The following is a 19267-nucleotide window of genomic DNA, read 5'->3' on the forward strand; positions in this document are numbered from 1 at the left end:
TCTACCGATACATAACCATTTTTAACCATGTCAGCACAAAATACTCAAAATTCTGGATTGTCTTATCGTGACGCGGGTGTCGATATCGAGGCGGGTGACGCTTTAGTCGAGCGCATTAAGCCTTTGGCCAAAAAAACCCTCCGTGAGGGTGTATTGGGCGGTATTGGTGGTTTTGGAGCACTTTTTGAGGTCCCTAAGCGTTATCAAGAGCCTGTTTTGGTGTCTGGTACTGATGGTGTGGGAACAAAGTTAAAACTTGCTTTTGAGTGGAATCGTCATGACACCGTCGGTCAGGACTTAGTGGCCATGAGCGTGAACGACATCTTGGTACAAGGGGCTGAGCCTTTATTCTTCTTAGACTATTTTGCCTGCGGCAAGCTCTCTGTAGATACCGCAGCCACTGTGGTTGGTGGTATTGCACGAGGGTGTGAGTTGGCTGGTTGCGCTCTGATTGGTGGTGAGACTGCAGAAATGCCGGGTATGTATCCTGAAGGTGAGTACGACCTAGCCGGTTTTGCCGTCGGCGCAGTAGAAAAGAAAAAAATAATTGATGGCTCTAGCATTGCAGCGGGTGATCGGATTCTGGGCTTGGCATCTAGCGGAGCCCATTCGAACGGATACTCTTTGATTCGCAAGATTATTGAGCGTGCTCAAGCGCGCCCTAGTGATTCACTCAACGGGCAGCGTCTTGAAGACGTGGTGATGGCCCCCACACGTATTTATGTGAAATCCATGTTGCATTTGATGCAGCATTGCACTGTTAAAGGAATGGCTCACATTACGGGAGGTGGTTTAGTCGAAAACGTGCCACGTGTATTACCTGAGCATGTACAGGCTGTTTTACACCGTAGTGCTTGGCAAATGCCTGCTTTATTCCAATGGTTACAGCAACAAGGTGGCGTAGAGGATGCCGAGATGCATCGCGTCTTTAACTGCGGCATTGGTATGGTTGTGATTCTTGCTGCTGATCAGATCAAGGAGGCCAAAGCTATTCTTGAGGCGCAAGGTGAAACGGTTTATGAGTTGGGTGAAGTTGTCGCTAGACCGGCAGGCGCACACCAAACTATTGTGGTTTAGTCAAAAAATCAAAGCAGTATTTGAGAGCTGCATCGAGCGATCCTTCGGATAAGGGGTCAAAGCAAGTTTTATCGCTGATACCTCTTAGCCATGTGATCTGGCGTTTAGCCAATTGGCGTGTAGCAGTAATAGCCTGCTCACGCATTTCTGCAAAAGTAGTTTGATTATCTAAATACGACCAAGCTTGACGATAACCTACCGCCCTGATGGCTGGTAGGTTGGGATGGAGTGCTGGGTTTGCTTTTAATTGTTTTACTTCATCTAAAAACCCTGCATTTAGCATTTGTTCAAAGCGCTGTTCAATTCTTTCGTGAAGTATTTTGCGGTCCCCCGGTTCCAGGCTGACCAGGTGCCAGATCGAGTCTTGGACTTGATCTTCATAACGGCCGGTTGTTTTAGGATTTTCAGCTTGCCATGCGCTCATTGTTTTACCGCTGATGAGATAGACCTCTAGCGCTCTCTGAATTCTCTGAGAGTCATTCGGTTTGAGGCGTTCTGCTGTGAGCGGGTCGATCTTGGCTAAACGGGCGTGTAAAGTCGGCCAGCCGATGGACTGTGCTTCAGATTCTAATTCTGCGCGAATGACTGGATCAGCCGTTGGCATTTCACTTAAGCCATGGGCGAGAGCTCTCCAGTAGAGCATGGTGCCACCGACAATCACGGGTATGTTGCCGCGGTCGCGTATTGTTTTGACAAGCTTTTGGGCATCTTGGGCAAATTTTGCCGCTGAATAGGGTTCATTGGGCTCGCAAATGTCGATGCAATGATGTCTCACCTGTTGCAGTTCAGTGGCGGACGGTTTGGCTGTCCCAATATCCATGCCACGATAGACCAAAGCCGAGTCCATACTGATGATTTCAAGTTCACGTTGATGGGCGTGCAATTTATCTGCGAGCCGCATACTTAAAGCTGATTTACCACTGGCTGTGGGGCCGGCAATGACTAAGACGGCCTGATCCATTAGCGACCCCGCATGAATAATTTGTCTAAGTCTTGAATACTGAGTTGTATCCAAGTGGGGCGTCCATGGTTACATTGATCGGCACGATCGGTGGTCTCCATTTGTCGTAAAAGCGCATCCATCTCGGCAAGATTGAGGTAGCGATGTGCGCGAACTGCAGCATGACAAGCTTTTGTGGCTAATTCCTCATGTTGCGCGGCCTCTAAAACAGCTTGGCTACCAGTCTGATGCAAATCTTCTAATAAGTGACGCAATAGTTCTGCTGGGTCAGCCTTCGCTAATAGGACGGGCAGACTACGAATGGCAATTTCATGTTTGGATAAAACCGACAGGTCAAAACCCATCTGTCTGAGTGCGGCGCGAGCCTCTTGAGCAAGCCCAGTCTCTTTTTCAGAAACATGGACCACAATCGGTACAAGTAACTCTTGTACACGAACTTCTGCACTTAATTCAGTTTTGAATTTTTCATACAAGACACGCTCATGTGCCGCATGCATATCAACTAGAACTAGGCCATGTTTGTTTTGGGCCAATATATAGATGCCACCAATCTGCGCAATCGCATGGCCCAGTGGTAAATCATTCGACTCTGGTATGGCTTGCGGCTGGGCAACGCTGGGGGTCAGTTTGACAAATAAACGCTCTAAATCTGTACGCTCAGTAACGGGTAGATTGAGATTCTTTGACTCAATGAATCGATTCCATAGCGGATTGCTAGGAATGCTTTGCATAGTTTCCATAGCGCTTGCGCTTGCAGGTTTGGCAAGAGCCTGATGAATTGCTTGATAGATGAATTGATGAACGGCACCGCTTTCCCGAAAGCGGACTTCTGTCTTGGCCGGGTGCACATTCACATCAACTAGTTCCGGTTGAATTTCTATGGCCAACACTAACATCGGTTGTCGATCACCATGTAATACATCTTGGTAAGCGGCCCGAATAGCGTGTTGTATGACTTTATCTCTGACATAGCGGCCATTGATATAAGTAAACTGCATATCAGCTCGCGCGCGACTGGCAGTCGGCTGGCTGATAAAACCACGAACCGATACTTGCCCTTGAAGCACTTCAATGGGGATGCGATGGTTTTTAAACTCTTCTCCCAAGATGGCATCTACACGCTCTGCGATTGATTGGCTAGGCCAACGTTCAATCACTTTGCCGTTATGCCAAACGGCAAATGCAATATCAGGTCTTGCTAAAGCAATACGACGAATCACATCTAGGCAATGGCCTAATTCGGTAGCGGGACTTTTGAGGAACTTGCGGCGCGCAGGGGTATTAAAATACAGGTCAGCGACATCAATGCTTGTGCCAAGGGGCCCCGAGGCTGGAGCCACATCTTGCACGCATTGACCCCCGTTCACTTGAATGCTCCAGGCATGACTTGCATCGCTAGTACGAGTAGTTATGTTCAGGCGTGAGACTGAGGCGATGGAGGCGAGGGCTTCCCCCCGAAATCCCAAAGAGGCTACTGATTCCAAATCATCTAGGCTACGGATTTTGCTTGTTGCGTGACGTGCGATGGCTAAAGGCAATTCATTAGCCACGATACCTATGCCATCATCTTGGATCAGAACGCGTTGGCAACCGCCTTCTTCTAGGCGAATGGTGATCGCTCTAGATTGTGCATCGATCGCGTTTTCTAGAATTTCCTTAACGACTGATGCTGGTTTTTCAACGACTTCGCCAGCAGCAATCTGACTAATGAGAGTATCGGGTAATGCAGCAATCGAGGCACGCATGATTAATGATGCTTGTGCTGTTGTTCCAGCTGCTCAATTTGCGCTTGTATTTCTTCGATATCACTCGCATCACTGGCATGCTCGATGTAACGCTGCATATCTTCAATCGCTGGACGGATATAGTCTAGTTGTGCCAAAGCTAAGCCTCGATCCCTGATTTCTTCTAGAGCATCGGGTAGAAGTATCACTAGCCGTTGTTGGATGCCTAAAAGACGCTCCCAGCGTTCTTGCTGCGTATAGATCGCTTTTAAGTTGCGCAAGTAACGAGAGAGAATTTCTCTTGAGCTCGAGGTGCGCAAAAAAATACCTAAGGGTAATTGCAGTTCATCTTTATATCCTTGGGCATCCAAATAAGGATCTAGCATGTTCTGCAGCTCTTGTTTTGATAAGGAAGTGCCTGTCAGAGGGTCGATGATCACCTCACCTTGCGGTAGAGACAGACGCACCATAAAGTGATTTGGAAAAGACACCCCCTTAATGGGTAGATCGATCCTTTGGCCTAGTTCAATCAGCAAGATAGCCAAAGAAATCGGTATGCCACGCCGCGTTCTAAGTAGGCTATGGATGTATGAGTTATCTGGGTCGTAATAGTTGTTTTGATTAGGGCCAAAGCCCAGTTCTTTGTAAAAGTAGAGCTTCAGAATTTGTAGTTTCTGTAAGCCTGACATTTCTTTACTGATTCGGGCATGCAGTTTCTGGGCAAGACCATCGATTTCATCAACGACATGCTCGACATCTAGGTCAGGATAGGCATGTTGTGCAACCGCGATCGCTGCTTCAGTCAATGGAAAGTGATCATCATCGGCTACGAGTGTGGCGAAGTAATCTAGCTGTTGAGTGGGCATATATTAATTAATGAGCTCGTAGTAAGAAGTCTTTGGTTCTAAAACCTAAGAGCCATAGACATGCTAAGTATGTTACACCGGCAAAAGATATCCAAGCTGTAAAAATGCCGATGCGTAAAAACGGGGTGCTTTGTAGAGCAATCCAATCGTGTTGTTTGAGGCCGCTATACAAAATCACGCTAATTAATATCAAGGCAAGGAGAAGTTTTGCAAAGAACATCAGCCAACGAGCATTTTTATGAAACACGTTTTTGCGATGAAGGCCATACCAAAGTAGTAAGGCATTCATGATCGCGCCCAAGCCAATAGACAGGGCTAAACCTGCGTGAGCAAAGTAAGGCACAAAAATGATGTTCATGAGTTGTGTGGCAACTAGCACCAGAATAGCTATTTTCACTGGCGTTTTAATATCTTGGCGTGAATAAAAGGCGGGCGCCAAAATCTTAATCATGATCAGACCAATCAGGCCAACTCCATAAGTCGCTAGAGCATAACGCGTCATATGGACATCGTGAGCGTTGAAGGCGCCATAGTGATACAGAACCGCAGCCATCGGTTCGCCAAAAATAAACAGGGCCACTGCGCTAGGCGCTGCCAAGATAAAGGTGAGCTTCATGCCCCATTCCATGAGCTGCCCAATATGTTCATGATCACCTGAAGCATTGGCGCGACTGAGGCTAGGAAGTAATACTGTGCCAATCGCAACCCCTAGCAAGGCTGTCGGAAACTCCATGAGGCGATCGGCATACGATAGCCAAGAGACACTACCTGCGACTAAATGGGAGGCGATGTTGGTATTAATGATTAAGGATAATTGCGCTACCGATACCCCAAATAAGGCCGGCCCCATAAGCTTGACGATTTTTTGAGCCCCTGGATGAAGCCAGGCAGCCTTGATCGTAGATGGGCCTAAACCAATTGTGGGCAGCATGCCAATACGCTTTAAGGCTGGAATTTGTATCGCTAACTGCAAAATGCCACCCAAGATCACGCCACAGGCTAGGGCATAAATCGGTGTCTCTAGGTAGGGTGAAATAAAAATTGCCGCCCCGATCATCGAGAGATTTAATAAAACGGGCGTAAATGCGGGGATACCAAAACGCTTATAGGTGTTTAGGATTCCGGCTGCCAATGAAACCATGGAGATCAGGGCGATGTAGGGAAACATCAGTCGAGTGAGGCCAATCGCACTGTCTCTACCTGACTCGGCTAAGCCAGATGCGATTAAATAGACCAAGAAGGGGGCGCACAAAATCCCTAAGAGGGTGCTGAGTATGACCGCCCAGAATAAGAGGGTGGCGACCGCGGAAACGAGTTGTTGGGTGCCTTCTTGACCCTCTTTGGCGTTAGTTTCACCCAAAACGGGTACAAAAGCCTGGGAAAAGGCCCCTTCCGCAAACATTCGACGCAGTAAATTAGGCAGTCGGAAGGCCACATTGAAGGCGTCGGTCCATTCTGAGGCCCCAAAGGTCCTGGCGATTAAGGTTTCCCTCAAAAGCCCCGTAATACGGGATAGCATGGTCAGACTACTGACTTTGGCGGCTGCAGATAATAGATTCACGACGTTAGTTTTACAGATTTTCGGCGGGGGTGGTAGTCTAATGGCGGATAAGATATAATGCTAGTTTCTGATTTTCAGGGATATTTTGCTGGTGCACGGTAATAAGGCTGTGAATTCAGCTAGCAAAACCCTCAAAAATGCAGTTCTGATTGTTTTTTATAAAGGTTAAAAATGGCAAATACCGCCCAAGCTCGTAAACGTGCCCGCCAGGCCGTTAAGCAAAACGAACATAACGCCAGTTTGCGTTCACGTTTGCGCACAGCAATTAAATCAGTGCGCAAAGCTGTAGAAACTGGTGACAAGGAAGCCGCTGCGAAAGTTTTCCAAACAGCGCAAGCGACGATCGACAAAATTGCTGACAAGAAGATTGTGCACAAGAACACGGCTGCACGTACAAAGTCTCGCTTGTCTGCTGCTGTAAAAGGCATGGCTGCTTAATTAGCACGTTGTGCAAATAAGCCCGTTCCTGTTGTAGGAGCGGGTTTTTTGTTTTTAGGTATTTGGTTTTACGGGGAGTTCGCAGGCTTCGACCAAAGGTAAATTATTGTCTTTTGCGAAATTCTTCACGAAATCAAGCGCTTTGGGTTCTATGTCTTTGAGTCGTTCGTCGACAATGACACATTTAACCCCTGCAACGATCACGGGTTTGACATAGGGTGAGTAGGTCAAGCGAGGATCGCCAGTGTCGTCTTCAGGTCGAAATTGAGCCATGACGCCACATAAGCGCTCTGCCCAATCGCTGGGTCGAAATGGTTTTCCATCGTGGGTCAGACCTTGAATGAAAAATTGTTTGTTCGACACAGTCTAGGCAGCTTGAATAAAGGGATGGATAATTCGGGTTAACCCGATGATTTTAGCAGTTTGAGATTGTGATCAACCAATATATTTAATTTGAATCGGAAAGATAGGTAAACCAATATGGCAGCCACTGTTCCAGTGAGACACTATCTGCAGTTCGCTGATTTCGATGCGAAGGACTACGCCTATCTACTAGAAAGATCTGCTTTACTGAAGGCCAAGTTCAAGCGTTATGAGACTTGGCATCCCCTTCATGATCGCACCTTGGCAATGATCTTTGAAAAAAATTCTACGCGTACACGCTTATCTTTTGAGGCGGGGATACATCAGTTGGGGGGTCATGCTGTCTTTCTGAATACCAAGGATACTCAATTAGGTCGTGGTGAACCGGTTGAAGATGCGGCCCAGGTGATTTCTAGAATGACTGACATCATCATGATTCGCACTTTTGGTCAGGACATTATTGAACGATTCGCGGCCAACTCTCGGGTGCCTGTGATTAATGGTTTAACCAATGAATATCACCCCTGTCAGGTCTTAGCAGATATCTTTACCTATGTAGAGCATCGTCAATCGATTGCCGGTAAGACGGTGGCCTGGGTTGGGGATGCTAACAATATGGCTTATACCTGGATACAAGCCGCTGAAATTTTAGGCTTCCAGGTTCATTTCTCAGCGCCGCTGGGTTATCAATTAAGGGCTGAAATGTTAAGCCCGAATGCCAAGCAATATTTGAAAGTCTTTGATGATCCTAAAGCGGCTTGCGAGGGCGCTGATTTGGTAACCACTGATGTGTGGACCAGTATGGGTTATGAGGCTGAAAACCAAGCCCGTTTAGCTGCATTTAAGGCGTGGATGGTTAACCAAGACTTAATGGCTGTGGCCAAGCCTGATGCCTTGTTTATGCATTGTTTGCCTGCTCACCGCGGTGAGGAGGTTTCTGCGGAAGTGATTGATGGACCACAAAGTGTTGTTTGGGATGAGGCGGAAAATCGCCTTCACGTTCAGAAGGCTTTGATGGAATATTTGTTGTGTGGCAAGTTGTAATGACCCTTTGAGTAAATAAATATGTCTGATATTAAAAAAGTAGTACTGGCCTATTCTGGTGGCTTAGATACCAGTGTGATTTTGAAGTGGTTACAAGACACCTATCAATGTGAGATTGTGACCTTTACGGCTGATTTAGGCCAAGGTGAGGAGTTAGAGCCTGCCCGTGCCAAGGCTTTGAAATTCGGGATTAAGCCTGAGCATATTTTTATCGATGACTTGCGCGAAGAGTTTGTGCGTGATTTTGTTTTCCCGATGTTCAGGGCTAATACGATTTATGAAGGTGAGTATCTCTTAGGTACATCGATTGCTCGTCCGCTGATTGCCAAGCGTCAAATTGAAATTGCTCGTGCAACGGGTGCTGATGCAGTCTCGCATGGTGCTACCGGTAAAGGGAATGATCAGGTCCGCTTTGAGTTGGGTTACTACTCGCTTGAGCCATCGATTAAAGTGATTGCCCCATGGCGCGAGTGGGACTTACTCTCTCGCGAAAAGTTACTGGCCTATGCAGAAAAGCATGGCATTCCTGTAGAAATGAAACACAAGCAGGGTGGAGCACCCTACTCTATGGATGCTAACTTGTTGCATATTAGTTATGAGGGGCGCCATTTAGAAGATCCTAAAGCCGAGGCAGAAGAGGCGATGTGGCGTTGGACTGTATCTCCTGAGCAGGCTCCCGATCAAGCCGAATACTTGGATATTGAGTATGAAAAGGGCGATCCTATCGCTATTAATGGTAAGCCTTACAAGCCCCATGATTTACTCGCTGAGTTAAATAAGATCGGTGGCAAACATGGCATCGGTCGCTTGGATTTGGTTGAGAACCGCTATGTGGGTATGAAGAGCCGTGGTTGTTATGAAACGCCTGGCGGCACAATTCTGCTGAAGGCGCATCGTGGTATTGAGAGTATTACTCTTGATCGTGAAGTCGCCCATCTCAAAGATGACTTGATGCCTCGTTATGCAAGTTTGATTTACAACGGTTACTGGTGGGCACCAGAGCGTGTGGCTTTGCAAACATTGATCGATCATACCCAGCAGCAAGTCAGCGGCTTTGTACGTTTGAAGTTGTATAAGGGCAGTGTCACTGTCGTTGCACGTGATTCAAAAAATACCCTTTTTGATCAAACAATCGCCACCTTTGATGACGATGGTGGTGCATACAATCAGGCCGATGCCGGCGGCTTCATCAAGTTAAATGCTCTGCGTATGCGCATTGCTGCGAATGCACGTCGTAAGCGTGGCCTCTAATTTAATAAGGACAAAAAATGCAATTTGAACAAGTCACAGTGAACAAAAAGGCGAATGTTTTTTTTGATGGCAAATGTGTGTCACACACGGTCACGTTGGCCAGTGGTGAGCGTAAATCTGTAGGTGTTATTTTGCCAAGCACCTTGCGTTTTGATTTAAGCACTCGTGAAGTGATGGAAGTCGTTGATGGCACAGCTCATGTGAGTATCAATGGTGCGGCAGAGCAAGCTTATGCTGCTGGTCAAGCATGGACTGTTGAAGCCGGTGGCTACTTCATTATTCGTGCAGAGGCACCCGTTCATTACGTTTGCCACTTTGGTTAAACCTACTTCGGTAGACCAACAACGCGGTGGTTCGGCCCAATTCCTTTTTTGGCGAACCAGCCGCGATTCATTTCTAAAGCATAGCGAATAGCCTGATGGGGGCAATGATTTGTCTCTGTCATTGCTTGCATATCTTCAATATTCACAATCTTGCCATCATCGGCAATAAAGGCGATCGATAAAGGGATGCGGGTGTTTCTCATCCAAAAACAATGAAAAGCCTTGTCTTCAAACACAAACAACATACCGTCATCATCGGGTAAAAATTGGCGATACATGAGACCTTGCGTACGAGCTGCGGGCGTTGCGGCAATCTCAGCTCGGATTGTATAAAGCCCAATGCTTAATTCGGTATGTGAGGTCTTTTGGGCCTCGGCTTGAAACCCACATAAGCTTAGGGTTAACCCAAGTATGACTAAAAAACTCCCTCTGTATCGATACGAAAACATCTTCTTTTATATTTTTCTGTAAGTTTGGTGTTGAGTTATCAGGCGACAATAAGCCTAGCTAGGTGGACTGTATCAGAGGTGTCACAGGTCTGATCAGAGTCTTTGCACATTTACCCCATGTCCAAAGTAGTACACTATGCGAAAATAACAATTCCTTACAATGGAGAGCACTTGCATGTATAAGCATATTAAGGTCCCAGCTGGTGAAAAAATCACCGTCAATAAAGACTATTCATTAAACGTTCCAGATCATCCAATCATTCCTTACATTGAGGGAGATGGTACAGGTTTTGACATTACCCCCGTGATGATCAAGGTGGTGGATGCCGCTGTTGAGAAAGCCTACAAGGGTAAGAAAAAGATTTCATGGATGGAAATCTATGCTGGTGAAAAGTCCACCAAAGTGTATGGCCCTGATGTTTGGTTGCCAGAAGAGACTCTGCAAGTTCTCAAAGACTACGTTGTTTCAATCAAAGGTCCTTTGACAACTCCTGTAGGTGGCGGTATTCGTTCTTTGAACGTGGCCTTGCGTCAAGAGCTTGATCTTTATGTTTGCTTGCGCCCTGTACGCTATTTCAAAGGCGTGCCATCTCCTGTGAAAGAGCCAGAAAAAACCGATATGGTGATCTTCCGTGAAAACTCCGAAGACATCTATGCGGGTATTGAGTGGCAAGAGGGCACTGAAGGTGCCAAGAAGGTCATTGAATTCCTAACCAAAGAAATGGGTGTGAAGAAGATTCGCTTCCCAGCTAGCTCAGGTATTGGTGTTAAGCCAGTCTCCCGTGAAGGTACGCAGCGTTTGGTTCGTAAAGCGATTCAGTACGCGATTGATAACGATAAGCCATCCATGACGATCGTTCATAAAGGCAACATCATGAAGTTCACTGAAGGTGGCTTCCGTGATTGGGGCTATGAAGTTGCGATCAAAGAGTTTGGCGCACAGTTAATTGACGGCGGTCCATGGTGCAAGTTTAAGAATCCTAAGACAGGCAAAGATATCATCGTTAAAGACGCTATTGCAGACGCCTTCTTGCAGCAGATCTTGTTGCGTCCTGCTGAATACAGCGTGATCGCCACATTGAACTTGAATGGCGACTACATCTCTGATGCCTTAGCGGCTCAAGTGGGTGGTATTGGTATTGCTCCAGGCGCTAACTTGTCAGATAGCGTTGCGATGTTCGAGGCAACTCACGGTACAGCACCTAAGTACGCAGGCAAGGATTACGTGAACCCAGGTTCAGAAATTCTTTCAGCTGAAATGATGCTGCGCCATATGGGTTGGTTTGAAGCCGCTGATTTGATTATTAGCTCGATGGAAAAGTCAATTTTGTCTAAGAAAGTGACATATGACTTTGCTCGTTTGCTTGAGGGTGCTACGCAAGTATCATGCTCTGGCTTTGGTCAAGTCATGATCGACAATATGTAATTGAGCATGCTTCAGAAAAACCCCGGGATATCCCGGGGTTTTTTATTTTCTAGGTAAAAATCCTTTCTGACTGATTTTGGAACTTGTGTTTAGAATAAGGGCATGAGTAAACAAAAAAGATCTGGACAAATTGACTTACCCGTTATTAAGGGTGATGAAGCTGCCGTCATGGATCGTCAGGCTGAACGTGTTCGGCCTCCTAAAATGTATCGTGTGGTTTTATTAAATGATGACTACACTCCTATGGAGTTTGTGGTCATGATTATTCAAGAATATTTTCACAAGAATCAAGAAAGTGCCACGCGAATTATGTTGCAAGTTCATCTTGAAGGTAAGGGCGTTTGCGGCGTCTATACCAAAGATGTTGCTGCAACGAAAGTGCATCAAGTTGTCGATCGCGCGCGTGAGGCAGGACACCCATTACAGTGCACTATGGAGGAAGCATGATTGCCCAAGAGCTAGAAGTCACTTTACATATGGCATTCGTTGATGCGCGCGCATCACGACATGAGTTCATCACTGTAGAGCATCTACTATGTGCGCTATTAGATAACGCGACTGCCACTGATGTACTCAAGGCGTGCGCGGTCAATATCGATGATTTAAAAAGTCATCTAAAAAATTTCATCAATGACAACACGCCCATTGTGCCGGGTACTGAAGAAGTCGATACACAGCCTACCTTAGGTTTTCAACGCGTGATCCAAAGAGCCATCATGCATGTGCAGTCGACCTCTAACGGTAAAAAAGAAGTGAATGGCGCCAATGTGTTGGTGGCCATTTTTGGTGAAAAAGATTCTCATGCGGTCTACTATTTGCAGCAGCAGGGCGTGACCCGCTTAGATGTAGTCAACTACATCAGCCATGGCATTCGCAAAGATCAAGCGGAGAGCCCAAAGCCACAGGAAGGCGCCAATGAGTCTGAGGAAGGCAATGCCTCTGGCAAGGATAGCCCCTTAGAGCAGTACACCCAAAATCTCAATGTGATGGCACGCCAAGGCCGTATTGATCCTCTGATTGGTCGTGAAGCCGAAGTCGAGCGCGTGATTCAGGTGTTATGCCGCCGTAGAAAAAATAATCCTCTGTTAGTTGGTGAGGCAGGGGTCGGTAAAACCGCGATTGCAGAAGGTTTGGCTTGGCGGATTACCAAAGGTGATGTTCCTGATGTTCTTTCGCAAGCCGTGGTCTATTCTTTAGACATGGGTGCATTGCTAGCGGGCACCAAATATCGCGGTGACTTCGAACAGCGTTTAAAAGGCGTGCTCAAGAATCTCAAAGATAATCCGAACGCTGTCCTCTTTATTGATGAGATTCATACCTTAATTGGTGCAGGTGCTGCTTCAGGAGGTACCCTAGATGCGAGTAATCTACTAAAGCCTGCTTTGTCAGGTGGTCAGATGAAGTGTATTGGCGCCACGACCTTCAATGAATATCGAGGTATCTTTGAAAAAGATGCTGCGCTTTCTAGACGTTTCCAGAAGGTGGATGTGGTTGAACCTACAGTCGATCAAACTGTACAAATTCTACGTGGTTTGAAATCTAAATTTGAAGAGCATCATGGTGTGAAATACGCACAAGGTGCCCTAACTGCTGCTGCTGAGCTCTCCTCACGCTATATCAATGACCGTCACTTACCTGATAAGGCGATTGATGTGATTGATGAAGCAGGTGCTGCGCAACGTATCCTGCCTAAGTCAAAGCAGAAAAAAACGATTGGTCGCCAAGAGATTGAAGATATTGTGGCTAAGATTGCGCGTATCCCGCCTCAATCGGTCTCTGTGGATGACCGTAGCAAACTACAGACCCTTGATCGTGACTTAAAGAGTGTGGTGTTCGGTCAAGATCCTGCGATTGAAGTATTGGCTGCCGCTATCAAAATGTCACGCGCTGGCTTGGGTAAAGAAGATAAACCGATTGGCTCATTCCTCTTTTCAGGCCCAACGGGCGTGGGTAAGACTGAGGTTGCTAAACAGTTGGCCTTTATTATGGGTATCGAGCTGATTCGCTTTGATATGTCTGAGTATATGGAGCGTCACGCAGTCAGTCGTTTGATCGGCGCGCCCCCAGGCTACGTTGGTTTTGATCAAGGTGGATTGTTAACTGAGGCTGTGAATAAAAAACCTCATTGCGTCTTACTGCTAGATGAAATTGAAAAAGCACATCCCGATATCTTCAATATTCTTTTGCAGGTCATGGATCACGGCACGCTTACCGATAACAATGGTCGTAAAGCCGATTTCCGTAATGTGATCATCATTATGACTACTAATGCCGGTGCTGAGACTATGCAAAAGTCTACGATTGGATTCACGACTGCGCGTCAGGCGGGTGACGAGATGGGGGATATCAAGCGTACTTTCACACCTGAGTTCCGCAATCGTTTGGATGCCATTGTGGCCTTCAGAGCCTTGGATGAGGCGATCATTTTGCGAGTGGTCGATAAGTTCCTCATGCAGCTTGAAGAGCAGCTACATGAAAAGAAAGTGGATGCCAACTTTACAGATCGATTGCGCCAGTATCTTGCCAAGCATGGCTTTGACCCATTGATGGGAGCAAGACCTATGCAGCGCTTAATTCAGGATCTGGTACGTAAAGCCTTGGCTGATGAGCTGCTCTTTGGCCGTTTAGCTCATGGCGGACACGTGGTGGTTGATATGGATGATCAAGATCAGATTGTCTTGGATTTCGATGCCCCGGTGCGCCCATTTACGGGCAAGCAGACCAGTGGTAATGCCGCCTCGACGCAAGAGGCCTAAGCTAGGGTATTAAGACTAAGCTCGACCCGTACTACCAAACCCGCCAGTGCCTCTTGCGCTGGCGGTAAATTCCTCAACTTCTTGCCATTCAACTTGAGCGACAGGCACGATGACTAGCTGAGCTAGGCGCTCCATGGGTTCTAACTTAAATGCGGTTTGACCGCGATTCCATGTACTGACCATCAACTGCCCTTGGTAATCGGAGTCAATTAAGCCGACTAGATTGCCTAAAACGATGCCATGCTTATGACCGAGGCCTGAGCGAGGCAAAATCAAGGCAGCGTATTGAGGGTCGTCTAAGAAAATCGATAACCCTGTGGGTACCAGAACGGTTTGGCCTGGTTCAATAGTGATTGCTTCATCGAGGCAGGCGCGTAAATCGAGTCCGGCACTCCCAGCTGTGGCGTATTGAGGCAGGTTATTGCGCATGCGCTCATCTAAGATTTTGACTTGTAGTTTTTTCATTGCTTAGGCTTTAGTGGAGATATATTCAATTAACTCACGAGCCAAACTGATTTTGTCTTTACGGCTCGTCGTGTGTTGTTGATCTTTTTCGATATAGAGCAATTGGTTTTCATCCAAACCAAAGGTCTCGGGCCCAATATTGGCTATTAATAGAGGGATATTTTTACGAATTAATTTATCTTTACCGTTTTTCTCGAGGTCATGGCTCTCCGCTGCAAAACCGATGCAGTAGGGCTTGGGGTTGGAGCCAGTATGATCTACGACAGACTTTAAGATATCTGGGTTAGGTTCGAACTCAAGATGAAGATCGCTTAGCCCCCGTTTTATTTTTTCGTCAGCTGGATTTTTAATCGCCCAATCAGCGACGGCGGCAACGGCAAAGAAAAAGTCTGTGCGTTGCTGGCGGATGCATTGCATCACTGCAGCTTGCATGTCCTTTGCGCTCATGACATCGTGACGCTTAATTCTTTGAGTAAAGGTCAGAGGTGTCTCTAGATGACAGGGGCCGGCCACTAAGTCGACAGTCGCACCCGCTTCAACTGCAGCTTGGGCAATAGCAAAACCCATCTTTCCTGAGCTACGGTTAGTGATGCCGCGTACTGGATCAATCGCTTCATAGGTGGGACCCGCTGTAATGAGAACATGCTTACCTACAAGTACTTTTTTCTGCAGGTGAGCCTGAATACCAGCAAATATTTCTTTAGCCTCTAGCATGCGCCCCATGCCATTTTCACCGCAGGCCTGTGTGCCTGAGGTAGGCCCCAAGATCTCAATACCTTGAGTGATCAGTCCGGCTATGTTTCTTTGAGTCGCAGGGTTCCCCCACATTTGTCGATTCATGGCAGGAACCACGATCAGTGGGCAATCGCGTGCTAAACAGCTCACGCTAATTAAATCATCCGCGAGACCCGCATTGATTTTTGCAATCAAATCTGCGCTGGCAGGTACGGCAACCATTAAATCGATCTGCCGAGTTAATTCAATGTGAGCCATGTTATTAGCAATTCGGTTATCCCATTGACTCACATAGACTGTTTGACCGCTCAGTGCTTGCATAGTGACTGGTGTCATGAATTGCGTTGCAGATTCACTCATCATCACTTGAACTTTGGCGCCTGCGCCAGTGAGTAGACGAACCAACTCCGCCACCTTAAAGGCTGCGATACCGCCTGACATGGCGAGCAGAATACGTTTACCTTGCAAAAGACTCATGAGCGATTGACGCGTCTTATTTCATCGATGAGCAACAGTACCACACCCAGACTAATCGCGCTATCGGCAATATTAAAGGCGGGCCAGTGCCAACCAGCGTAATGTAAATCAATAAAATCAACTACAGCGCCGTAAGCAATACGATCAATCACATTGCCAATGGCGCCGGCTAAGATGAGGCTGAGTGCTGTGCTGAATATTTTCTGCTGATGATTCTTAAATAAGAGATAGATAATAAAAATTGCAGCCACAATACCCAAGCCCGTAAAGAACCAACGTTGCCAGCCACCTGCTTGAGATAAGAATGAAAATGCAGCCCCGGGGTTGTAGACCAAAGTCCAATTCAAAAATGAAAATACAGGTCGTGGAATCGCCTCAAATAAATAATGTTTAGCGATTAACTTGGTGATCTGATCAATGATCAAAATAATCAGGGCCAATCCTAGCCATGAGACCGCGCTTGAAGATTTTCCTGATGAACGTTTAGCCATAAATTATGCGTGCTCGCGTTGTTCACCCGCCCCAAACAGATTAGAGGTGCAGCGACCACATAATTCTGGGTGTTGTGGATCATGACCTACATCATCGCGATAGTGCCAGCAACGACCGCATTTGGAGTGACTCGATGGATGCACTATCACTTTGAACTCTGAACCAGTCGAAACTTTTACACTGGCCGCTGAGGTAATCGTAATGAAACGTAAATCATTACCCAGACTTTGTAAGATGGCAGCCTCTTGTGCAGGGGCTTCGATAGTAATTTCTGCCTGTAATGATGAGCCTACACGACCTGCCTCACGTTCGGTTTCAATGGCTTTCGTAATCTCCGAGCGCATTTCACGAATCTTGGCCCATTTATCGAGCAAAGCATGACTATCTGCGATATTGGGTAAAGCATAGAACTCTTCTGTAAAGATCGTATCTTGACTATCGGTTTGGTGAGCAAAAACTTGCCAAGCCTCTTCTGCTGTAAAGGAGAGGAAAGGAGCAATCCAACGTAAAAATCCCTGCGTAATGTGATACAGGGCATTCTGTGCTGAGCGGCGTGCCGGTGCATCAGCCTGTAGGGTATACAGCCGGTCTTTCAGAATGTCTAAATAGAAACCGCCCATATCTTCAGAGCAGAATGTCATCAAGCGACTGACGACAGGATGAAACTCATAAGCATCATAGTGTGCCAAGGTGCTCTTTTGTACTTCCTCACTCAGGGCTAAAGCGTATCGATCAATTTCTAGCCATTGTTCTGGAGGCATCTGATGTTTTGCATAATCAAAATCAGATAGATTAGCCAGCATAAAGCGTAGGGTATTGCGAATGCGGCGATAGCTTTCTACGACGCGTTTCAGAATTTCTTCTGAGATGGTCATTTCACCCGAGTAATCGGTAGAGGCTACCCATAGGCGAATAATTTCAGCGCCCATGCGGTCGGCCACTTCTTGAGGGGCCACTACGTTACCAACCGATTTACTCATTTTGCGACCTTGACCATCGACTGTGAAGCCGTGTGTCAGTAGGGCTTTATAGGGAGCTTTGCCATCTAGCATCGCACCTGTGAGTAATGAAGAGTGGAACCAGCCACGATGTTGGTCAGAGCCTTCTAAATAAAGGTCAGCCCAGTGTTCATCAGCCGCTGCGGGTTTATGATTATCGGTGAGCGTATCTTGATGTGAGCCACGAATCACATGCCAGTGGGTAGTGCCCGAGTCAAACCAGACATCTAAAGTATCTTTATTTTTCTCATAAGCGTTAGCTTCTGCGCCGATGAGTTCGGCGATATCTAGTTTTTGCCAAGCTTCAATACCTTCTTTTTCCACACGTTGTGCAATGAGCTCGAGAAGCTCTACGGTGCGTGGATGGGGCTGGCCAGTTTCTTTATGAATCAAAAAGGCCATCGGTACTCCCCATTGACGCTGGCGTGACAGCGTCCAATCGGGGCGATTAGCAATCATGCTATGCAAGCGTTGCTGCCCCCATGCGGGGTAGAACTGAGTCGCTTGGACAGCCTTGAGCGCAGTTTCTCTGAGTGAGGCGCCATCAACAGCTTTATCCATGCTGGCAAACCATTGCGCTGTGGCGCGATAGATGACAGGGGTCTTGTGACGCCAACAATGCATGTAAGAGTGTTCTAGCTTGCTTGATTTGAGTAAGGTGCCGACGTTTTGTAAAGCTTCTACGATCTTGGGGTTGGCTTGCCAAATGCTCAAGCCTGCAAATAAGGGGAGGGTCGATGCGTATACACCGTCACCCATGACTGGATTAGGAATTTGATCGTCTGGTAGGCCATGTGCTTTGCATGACTTAAAGTCTTCTTCACCATAAGCGGGGGCGCAATGAACCAAGCCTGTACCGTTATCTGTGCTGACATAGTCAGCCAGATAGATAGGGGCGGTTCTTTGGTAACCTGGATCTGCGTCGTATAGTGGGTGTTTGAAATGAACTCCTGCTAACGCAGCACCTGGACATTGTGCAAGTACTTCACCAGCCAAGCCATAGTTCTTTAAACATTCTTCACGTCGTTCTTGAGCCAAGATCAATAGACCGCGCTCAGTTTTGATTAATTCATAGATGACTTCAGGGTGAAGGTTAAGTGCCATATTGGCCGGTAGTGTCCAAGGGGTTGTGGTCCATATAACGGCCATTCCTTGTTCGCTAGGCAGTTGCTTGAGGCCAAACGCTTGGGCTAGAGCAGTCAGTGATTCTTTGGCAAAACCAAAACCGACATCGACTGCTAAATCTATTTTATCTTTATATTCGACTTCCGCTTCAGCTAGCGCTGATCCGCAGTCAAAACACCAATTCACGGGTTTGAGTCCGCGAAAAACAAAACCCTTCTCATAAATTTTGCCTAGAGCACGAATCTCATCAGCTTCATTTTTATAAGACATGGTGAGGTATGGGTTTTCCCAATCTGCTAGAACGCCCAGTCTTTCAAAATCTTTCTTCTGCTGATCTACTTGCACTTGTGCATACGCACGTGCTTTGGCTTGAACTTCTGCGGTACTTAAGTTTTTGCCAAATTGTTTTTCAATCTGAATCTCAATAGGCATGCCATGGCAATCCCAGCCAGGGACATAGACAGCATCCATGCCACTCAAACCTTTGGCTTTGACAATCATATCCTTGAGGATCTTATTGACCGCATGCCCGATATGAATATCGCCATTGGCATAGGGAGGGCCATCATGCAAGATGAATTTCTTCTTGCCTTTTTTTGCTTGACGAATTTTTTGATAAATTTTCTTGGTTTTCCATTGCTCTACCCAAAGAGGTTCTCTTTTAGGTAGATCACCGCGCATGGGGAAGGCGGTATCTAATAGGTTGACCGGATAGTTATTCTTTTTTTCAGACATA

18 protein-coding genes are annotated in these 19267 nt (G+C 46.8%); 8 read left to right on the top strand and 10 right to left on the bottom strand.

The window, feature by feature from the left end; all coding sequences use genetic code 11:
* Nucleotides 1–27 precede the first annotated feature (27 nt).
* Complete coding sequence (gene purM / locus ICE94_RS05680) at nucleotides 28–1077, top strand: phosphoribosylformylglycinamidine cyclo-ligase (RefSeq protein ID WP_216149693.1); 1050 nt, start codon at nucleotides 28–30, stop codon at nucleotides 1075–1077.
* On the opposite strand, the gene miaA is transcribed toward purM, so the two are convergent.
* The 4 genes from miaA to murJ are packed head-to-tail and all read right to left on the bottom strand — an operon-like array spanning nucleotide 1064 to nucleotide 6189.
* Nucleotides 1064–2038, bottom strand: coding sequence for a tRNA (adenosine(37)-N6)-dimethylallyltransferase MiaA (gene miaA, locus ICE94_RS05685; protein WP_216149695.1), 975 nt, complete (start codon nucleotides 2036–2038; stop codon nucleotides 1064–1066). The two genes, purM and miaA, sit on opposite strands and share 14 nt — an antisense overlap.
* Nucleotides 2038–3783 carry a DNA mismatch repair endonuclease MutL gene (gene mutL, locus ICE94_RS05690; protein ID WP_216149697.1) on the bottom strand — a complete coding sequence of 582 codons (1746 nt, stop codon included), beginning with the start codon at nucleotides 3781–3783 and terminating at the stop codon, nucleotides 2038–2040. Before mutL ends, miaA begins: the two co-directional genes overlap by 1 nt.
* Nucleotides 3784–3785: 2 nt before the next feature.
* The gene (locus ICE94_RS05695; protein WP_216149699.1) at nucleotides 3786–4628 is read right to left on the bottom strand and encodes a SirB1 family protein; all 843 of its coding nucleotides are present in this window, start codon (nucleotides 4626–4628) and stop codon (nucleotides 3786–3788) included.
* A gap of 7 nt (nucleotides 4629–4635) precedes the next feature.
* Complete coding sequence (murJ, locus tag ICE94_RS05700; protein WP_216149701.1) at nucleotides 4636–6189, bottom strand: murein biosynthesis integral membrane protein MurJ; 1554 nt, start codon at nucleotides 6187–6189, stop codon at nucleotides 4636–4638.
* A gap of 171 nt (nucleotides 6190–6360) precedes the next feature.
* On the opposite strand from murJ, the gene rpsT reads away from it, so the two are divergent.
* On the top strand, nucleotides 6361–6627 hold the full coding sequence (gene rpsT / locus ICE94_RS05705; protein ID WP_216149703.1) for a 30S ribosomal protein S20: 267 nt from the start codon (nucleotides 6361–6363) through the stop codon (nucleotides 6625–6627).
* 54 nt (nucleotides 6628–6681) lie between these two features.
* On the opposite strand, the gene ICE94_RS05710 is transcribed toward rpsT, so the two are convergent.
* Complete coding sequence (locus tag ICE94_RS05710; RefSeq protein ID WP_216149705.1) at nucleotides 6682–6990, bottom strand: DUF3579 domain-containing protein; 309 nt, start codon at nucleotides 6988–6990, stop codon at nucleotides 6682–6684.
* A 117-nt stretch (nucleotides 6991–7107) separates the two neighbouring features.
* Here ICE94_RS05710 and argF point away from each other — a divergent pair, with 117 nt between their 5' ends.
* Genes argF through ICE94_RS05725 form a run of 3 tightly spaced genes read left to right on the top strand, consistent with a single transcriptional unit; the run spans nucleotide 7108 to nucleotide 9608 of the window.
* Entirely contained in the window at nucleotides 7108–8034 is a 927-nt protein-coding gene (argF, locus tag ICE94_RS05715; protein ID WP_216149707.1) for an ornithine carbamoyltransferase, read from the top strand.
* Between the two features lie 21 nt (nucleotides 8035–8055).
* Nucleotides 8056–9285, top strand: coding sequence for an argininosuccinate synthase (locus tag ICE94_RS05720; RefSeq protein ID WP_216149709.1), 1230 nt, complete (start codon nucleotides 8056–8058; stop codon nucleotides 9283–9285).
* Between the two features lie 17 nt (nucleotides 9286–9302).
* A complete protein-coding gene (locus ICE94_RS05725) occupies nucleotides 9303–9608 on the top strand; it encodes a pyrimidine/purine nucleoside phosphorylase (RefSeq protein WP_216149711.1) in 306 nt (101 codons plus the stop codon).
* A gap of 2 nt (nucleotides 9609–9610) precedes the next feature.
* Here the strand turns inward: ICE94_RS05725 and ICE94_RS05730 are convergent, their stop codons facing one another.
* A complete protein-coding gene (locus ICE94_RS05730) occupies nucleotides 9611–10057 on the bottom strand; it encodes a DUF192 domain-containing protein (RefSeq protein ID WP_216149713.1) in 447 nt (148 codons plus the stop codon).
* A gap of 175 nt (nucleotides 10058–10232) precedes the next feature.
* Between ICE94_RS05730 and icd the strand changes: the two genes are divergently transcribed.
* The 3 genes from icd to clpA all read left to right on the top strand — a co-directional run bounded on the left by icd (nucleotide 10233) and on the right by clpA (nucleotide 14239).
* Nucleotides 10233–11483, top strand: a complete 1251-nt coding sequence (gene icd / locus ICE94_RS05735) for an NADP-dependent isocitrate dehydrogenase (RefSeq protein ID WP_216149715.1) — start codon at nucleotides 10233–10235, stop codon at nucleotides 11481–11483.
* A 168-nt stretch (nucleotides 11484–11651) separates the two neighbouring features.
* The gene (gene clpS, locus ICE94_RS05740) at nucleotides 11652–11930 is read left to right on the top strand and encodes an ATP-dependent Clp protease adapter ClpS (RefSeq protein ID WP_255539144.1); all 279 of its coding nucleotides are present in this window, start codon (nucleotides 11652–11654) and stop codon (nucleotides 11928–11930) included.
* Complete coding sequence (clpA, locus tag ICE94_RS05745) at nucleotides 11927–14239, top strand: ATP-dependent Clp protease ATP-binding subunit ClpA (RefSeq protein ID WP_216149719.1); 2313 nt, start codon at nucleotides 11927–11929, stop codon at nucleotides 14237–14239. The genes clpS and clpA overlap by 4 nt, the downstream gene beginning before the upstream one ends.
* Nucleotides 14240–14254: 15 nt before the next feature.
* Here clpA and dut read toward each other — a convergent pair whose 3' ends face one another.
* From dut to ileS, 4 genes are read right to left on the bottom strand one after another with little or no spacing between them, the layout of a single operon-like run.
* The gene (dut, locus tag ICE94_RS05750; protein ID WP_216149721.1) at nucleotides 14255–14704 is read right to left on the bottom strand and encodes a dUTP diphosphatase; all 450 of its coding nucleotides are present in this window, start codon (nucleotides 14702–14704) and stop codon (nucleotides 14255–14257) included.
* 3 nt (nucleotides 14705–14707) lie between these two features.
* The gene (gene coaBC, locus ICE94_RS05755) at nucleotides 14708–15916 is read right to left on the bottom strand and encodes a bifunctional phosphopantothenoylcysteine decarboxylase/phosphopantothenate--cysteine ligase CoaBC (RefSeq protein WP_216149723.1); all 1209 of its coding nucleotides are present in this window, start codon (nucleotides 15914–15916) and stop codon (nucleotides 14708–14710) included.
* The gene (gene lspA / locus ICE94_RS05760; protein ID WP_216149725.1) at nucleotides 15913–16407 is read right to left on the bottom strand and encodes a signal peptidase II; all 495 of its coding nucleotides are present in this window, start codon (nucleotides 16405–16407) and stop codon (nucleotides 15913–15915) included. Before lspA ends, coaBC begins: the two co-directional genes overlap by 4 nt.
* A 3-nt stretch (nucleotides 16408–16410) precedes the next feature.
* Nucleotides 16411–19266, bottom strand: coding sequence for an isoleucine--tRNA ligase (gene ileS / locus ICE94_RS05765; RefSeq protein WP_216149727.1), 2856 nt, complete (start codon nucleotides 19264–19266; stop codon nucleotides 16411–16413).
* Nucleotide 19267 lies beyond the last annotated feature (1 nt).

Origin of the sequence: Polynucleobacter sp. MWH-Loch1C5 (assembly GCF_018881775.1) — a bacterium.
Taxonomy (GTDB): Bacteria; Pseudomonadota; Gammaproteobacteria; order Burkholderiales; family Burkholderiaceae; genus Polynucleobacter.

Coding starts and splice junctions, on each gene's coding strand:
- purM (WP_216149693.1), top strand. CDS start 28: ATGTCAGCACAAAATACTCAAAATTCTGGATTGTCTTATCGTGACGCG.
- miaA (WP_216149695.1), bottom strand. CDS start 2,038: ATGGATCAGGCCGTCTTAGTCATTGCCGGCCCCACAGCCAGTGGTAAA.
- mutL (WP_216149697.1), bottom strand. CDS start 3,783: ATGCGTGCCTCGATTGCTGCATTACCCGATACTCTCATTAGTCAGATT.
- ICE94_RS05695 (WP_216149699.1), bottom strand. CDS start 4,628: ATGCCCACTCAACAGCTAGATTACTTCGCCACACTCGTAGCCGATGAT.
- rpsT (WP_216149703.1), top strand. CDS start 6,361: ATGGCAAATACCGCCCAAGCTCGTAAACGTGCCCGCCAGGCCGTTAAG.
- argF (WP_216149707.1), top strand. CDS start 7,108: ATGGCAGCCACTGTTCCAGTGAGACACTATCTGCAGTTCGCTGATTTC.
- ICE94_RS05720 (WP_216149709.1), top strand. CDS start 8,056: ATGTCTGATATTAAAAAAGTAGTACTGGCCTATTCTGGTGGCTTAGAT.
- ICE94_RS05725 (WP_216149711.1), top strand. CDS start 9,303: ATGCAATTTGAACAAGTCACAGTGAACAAAAAGGCGAATGTTTTTTTT.
- ICE94_RS05730 (WP_216149713.1), bottom strand. CDS start 10,057: ATGTTTTCGTATCGATACAGAGGGAGTTTTTTAGTCATACTTGGGTTA.
- icd (WP_216149715.1), top strand. CDS start 10,233: ATGTATAAGCATATTAAGGTCCCAGCTGGTGAAAAAATCACCGTCAAT.
- clpS (WP_255539144.1), top strand. CDS start 11,652: ATGGATCGTCAGGCTGAACGTGTTCGGCCTCCTAAAATGTATCGTGTG.
- clpA (WP_216149719.1), top strand. CDS start 11,927: ATGATTGCCCAAGAGCTAGAAGTCACTTTACATATGGCATTCGTTGAT.
- dut (WP_216149721.1), bottom strand. CDS start 14,704: ATGAAAAAACTACAAGTCAAAATCTTAGATGAGCGCATGCGCAATAAC.
- coaBC (WP_216149723.1), bottom strand. CDS start 15,916: ATGAGTCTTTTGCAAGGTAAACGTATTCTGCTCGCCATGTCAGGCGGT.
- lspA (WP_216149725.1), bottom strand. CDS start 16,407: ATGGCTAAACGTTCATCAGGAAAATCTTCAAGCGCGGTCTCATGGCTA.
- ileS (WP_216149727.1), bottom strand. CDS start 19,266: ATGTCTGAAAAAAAGAATAACTATCCGGTCAACCTATTAGATACCGCC.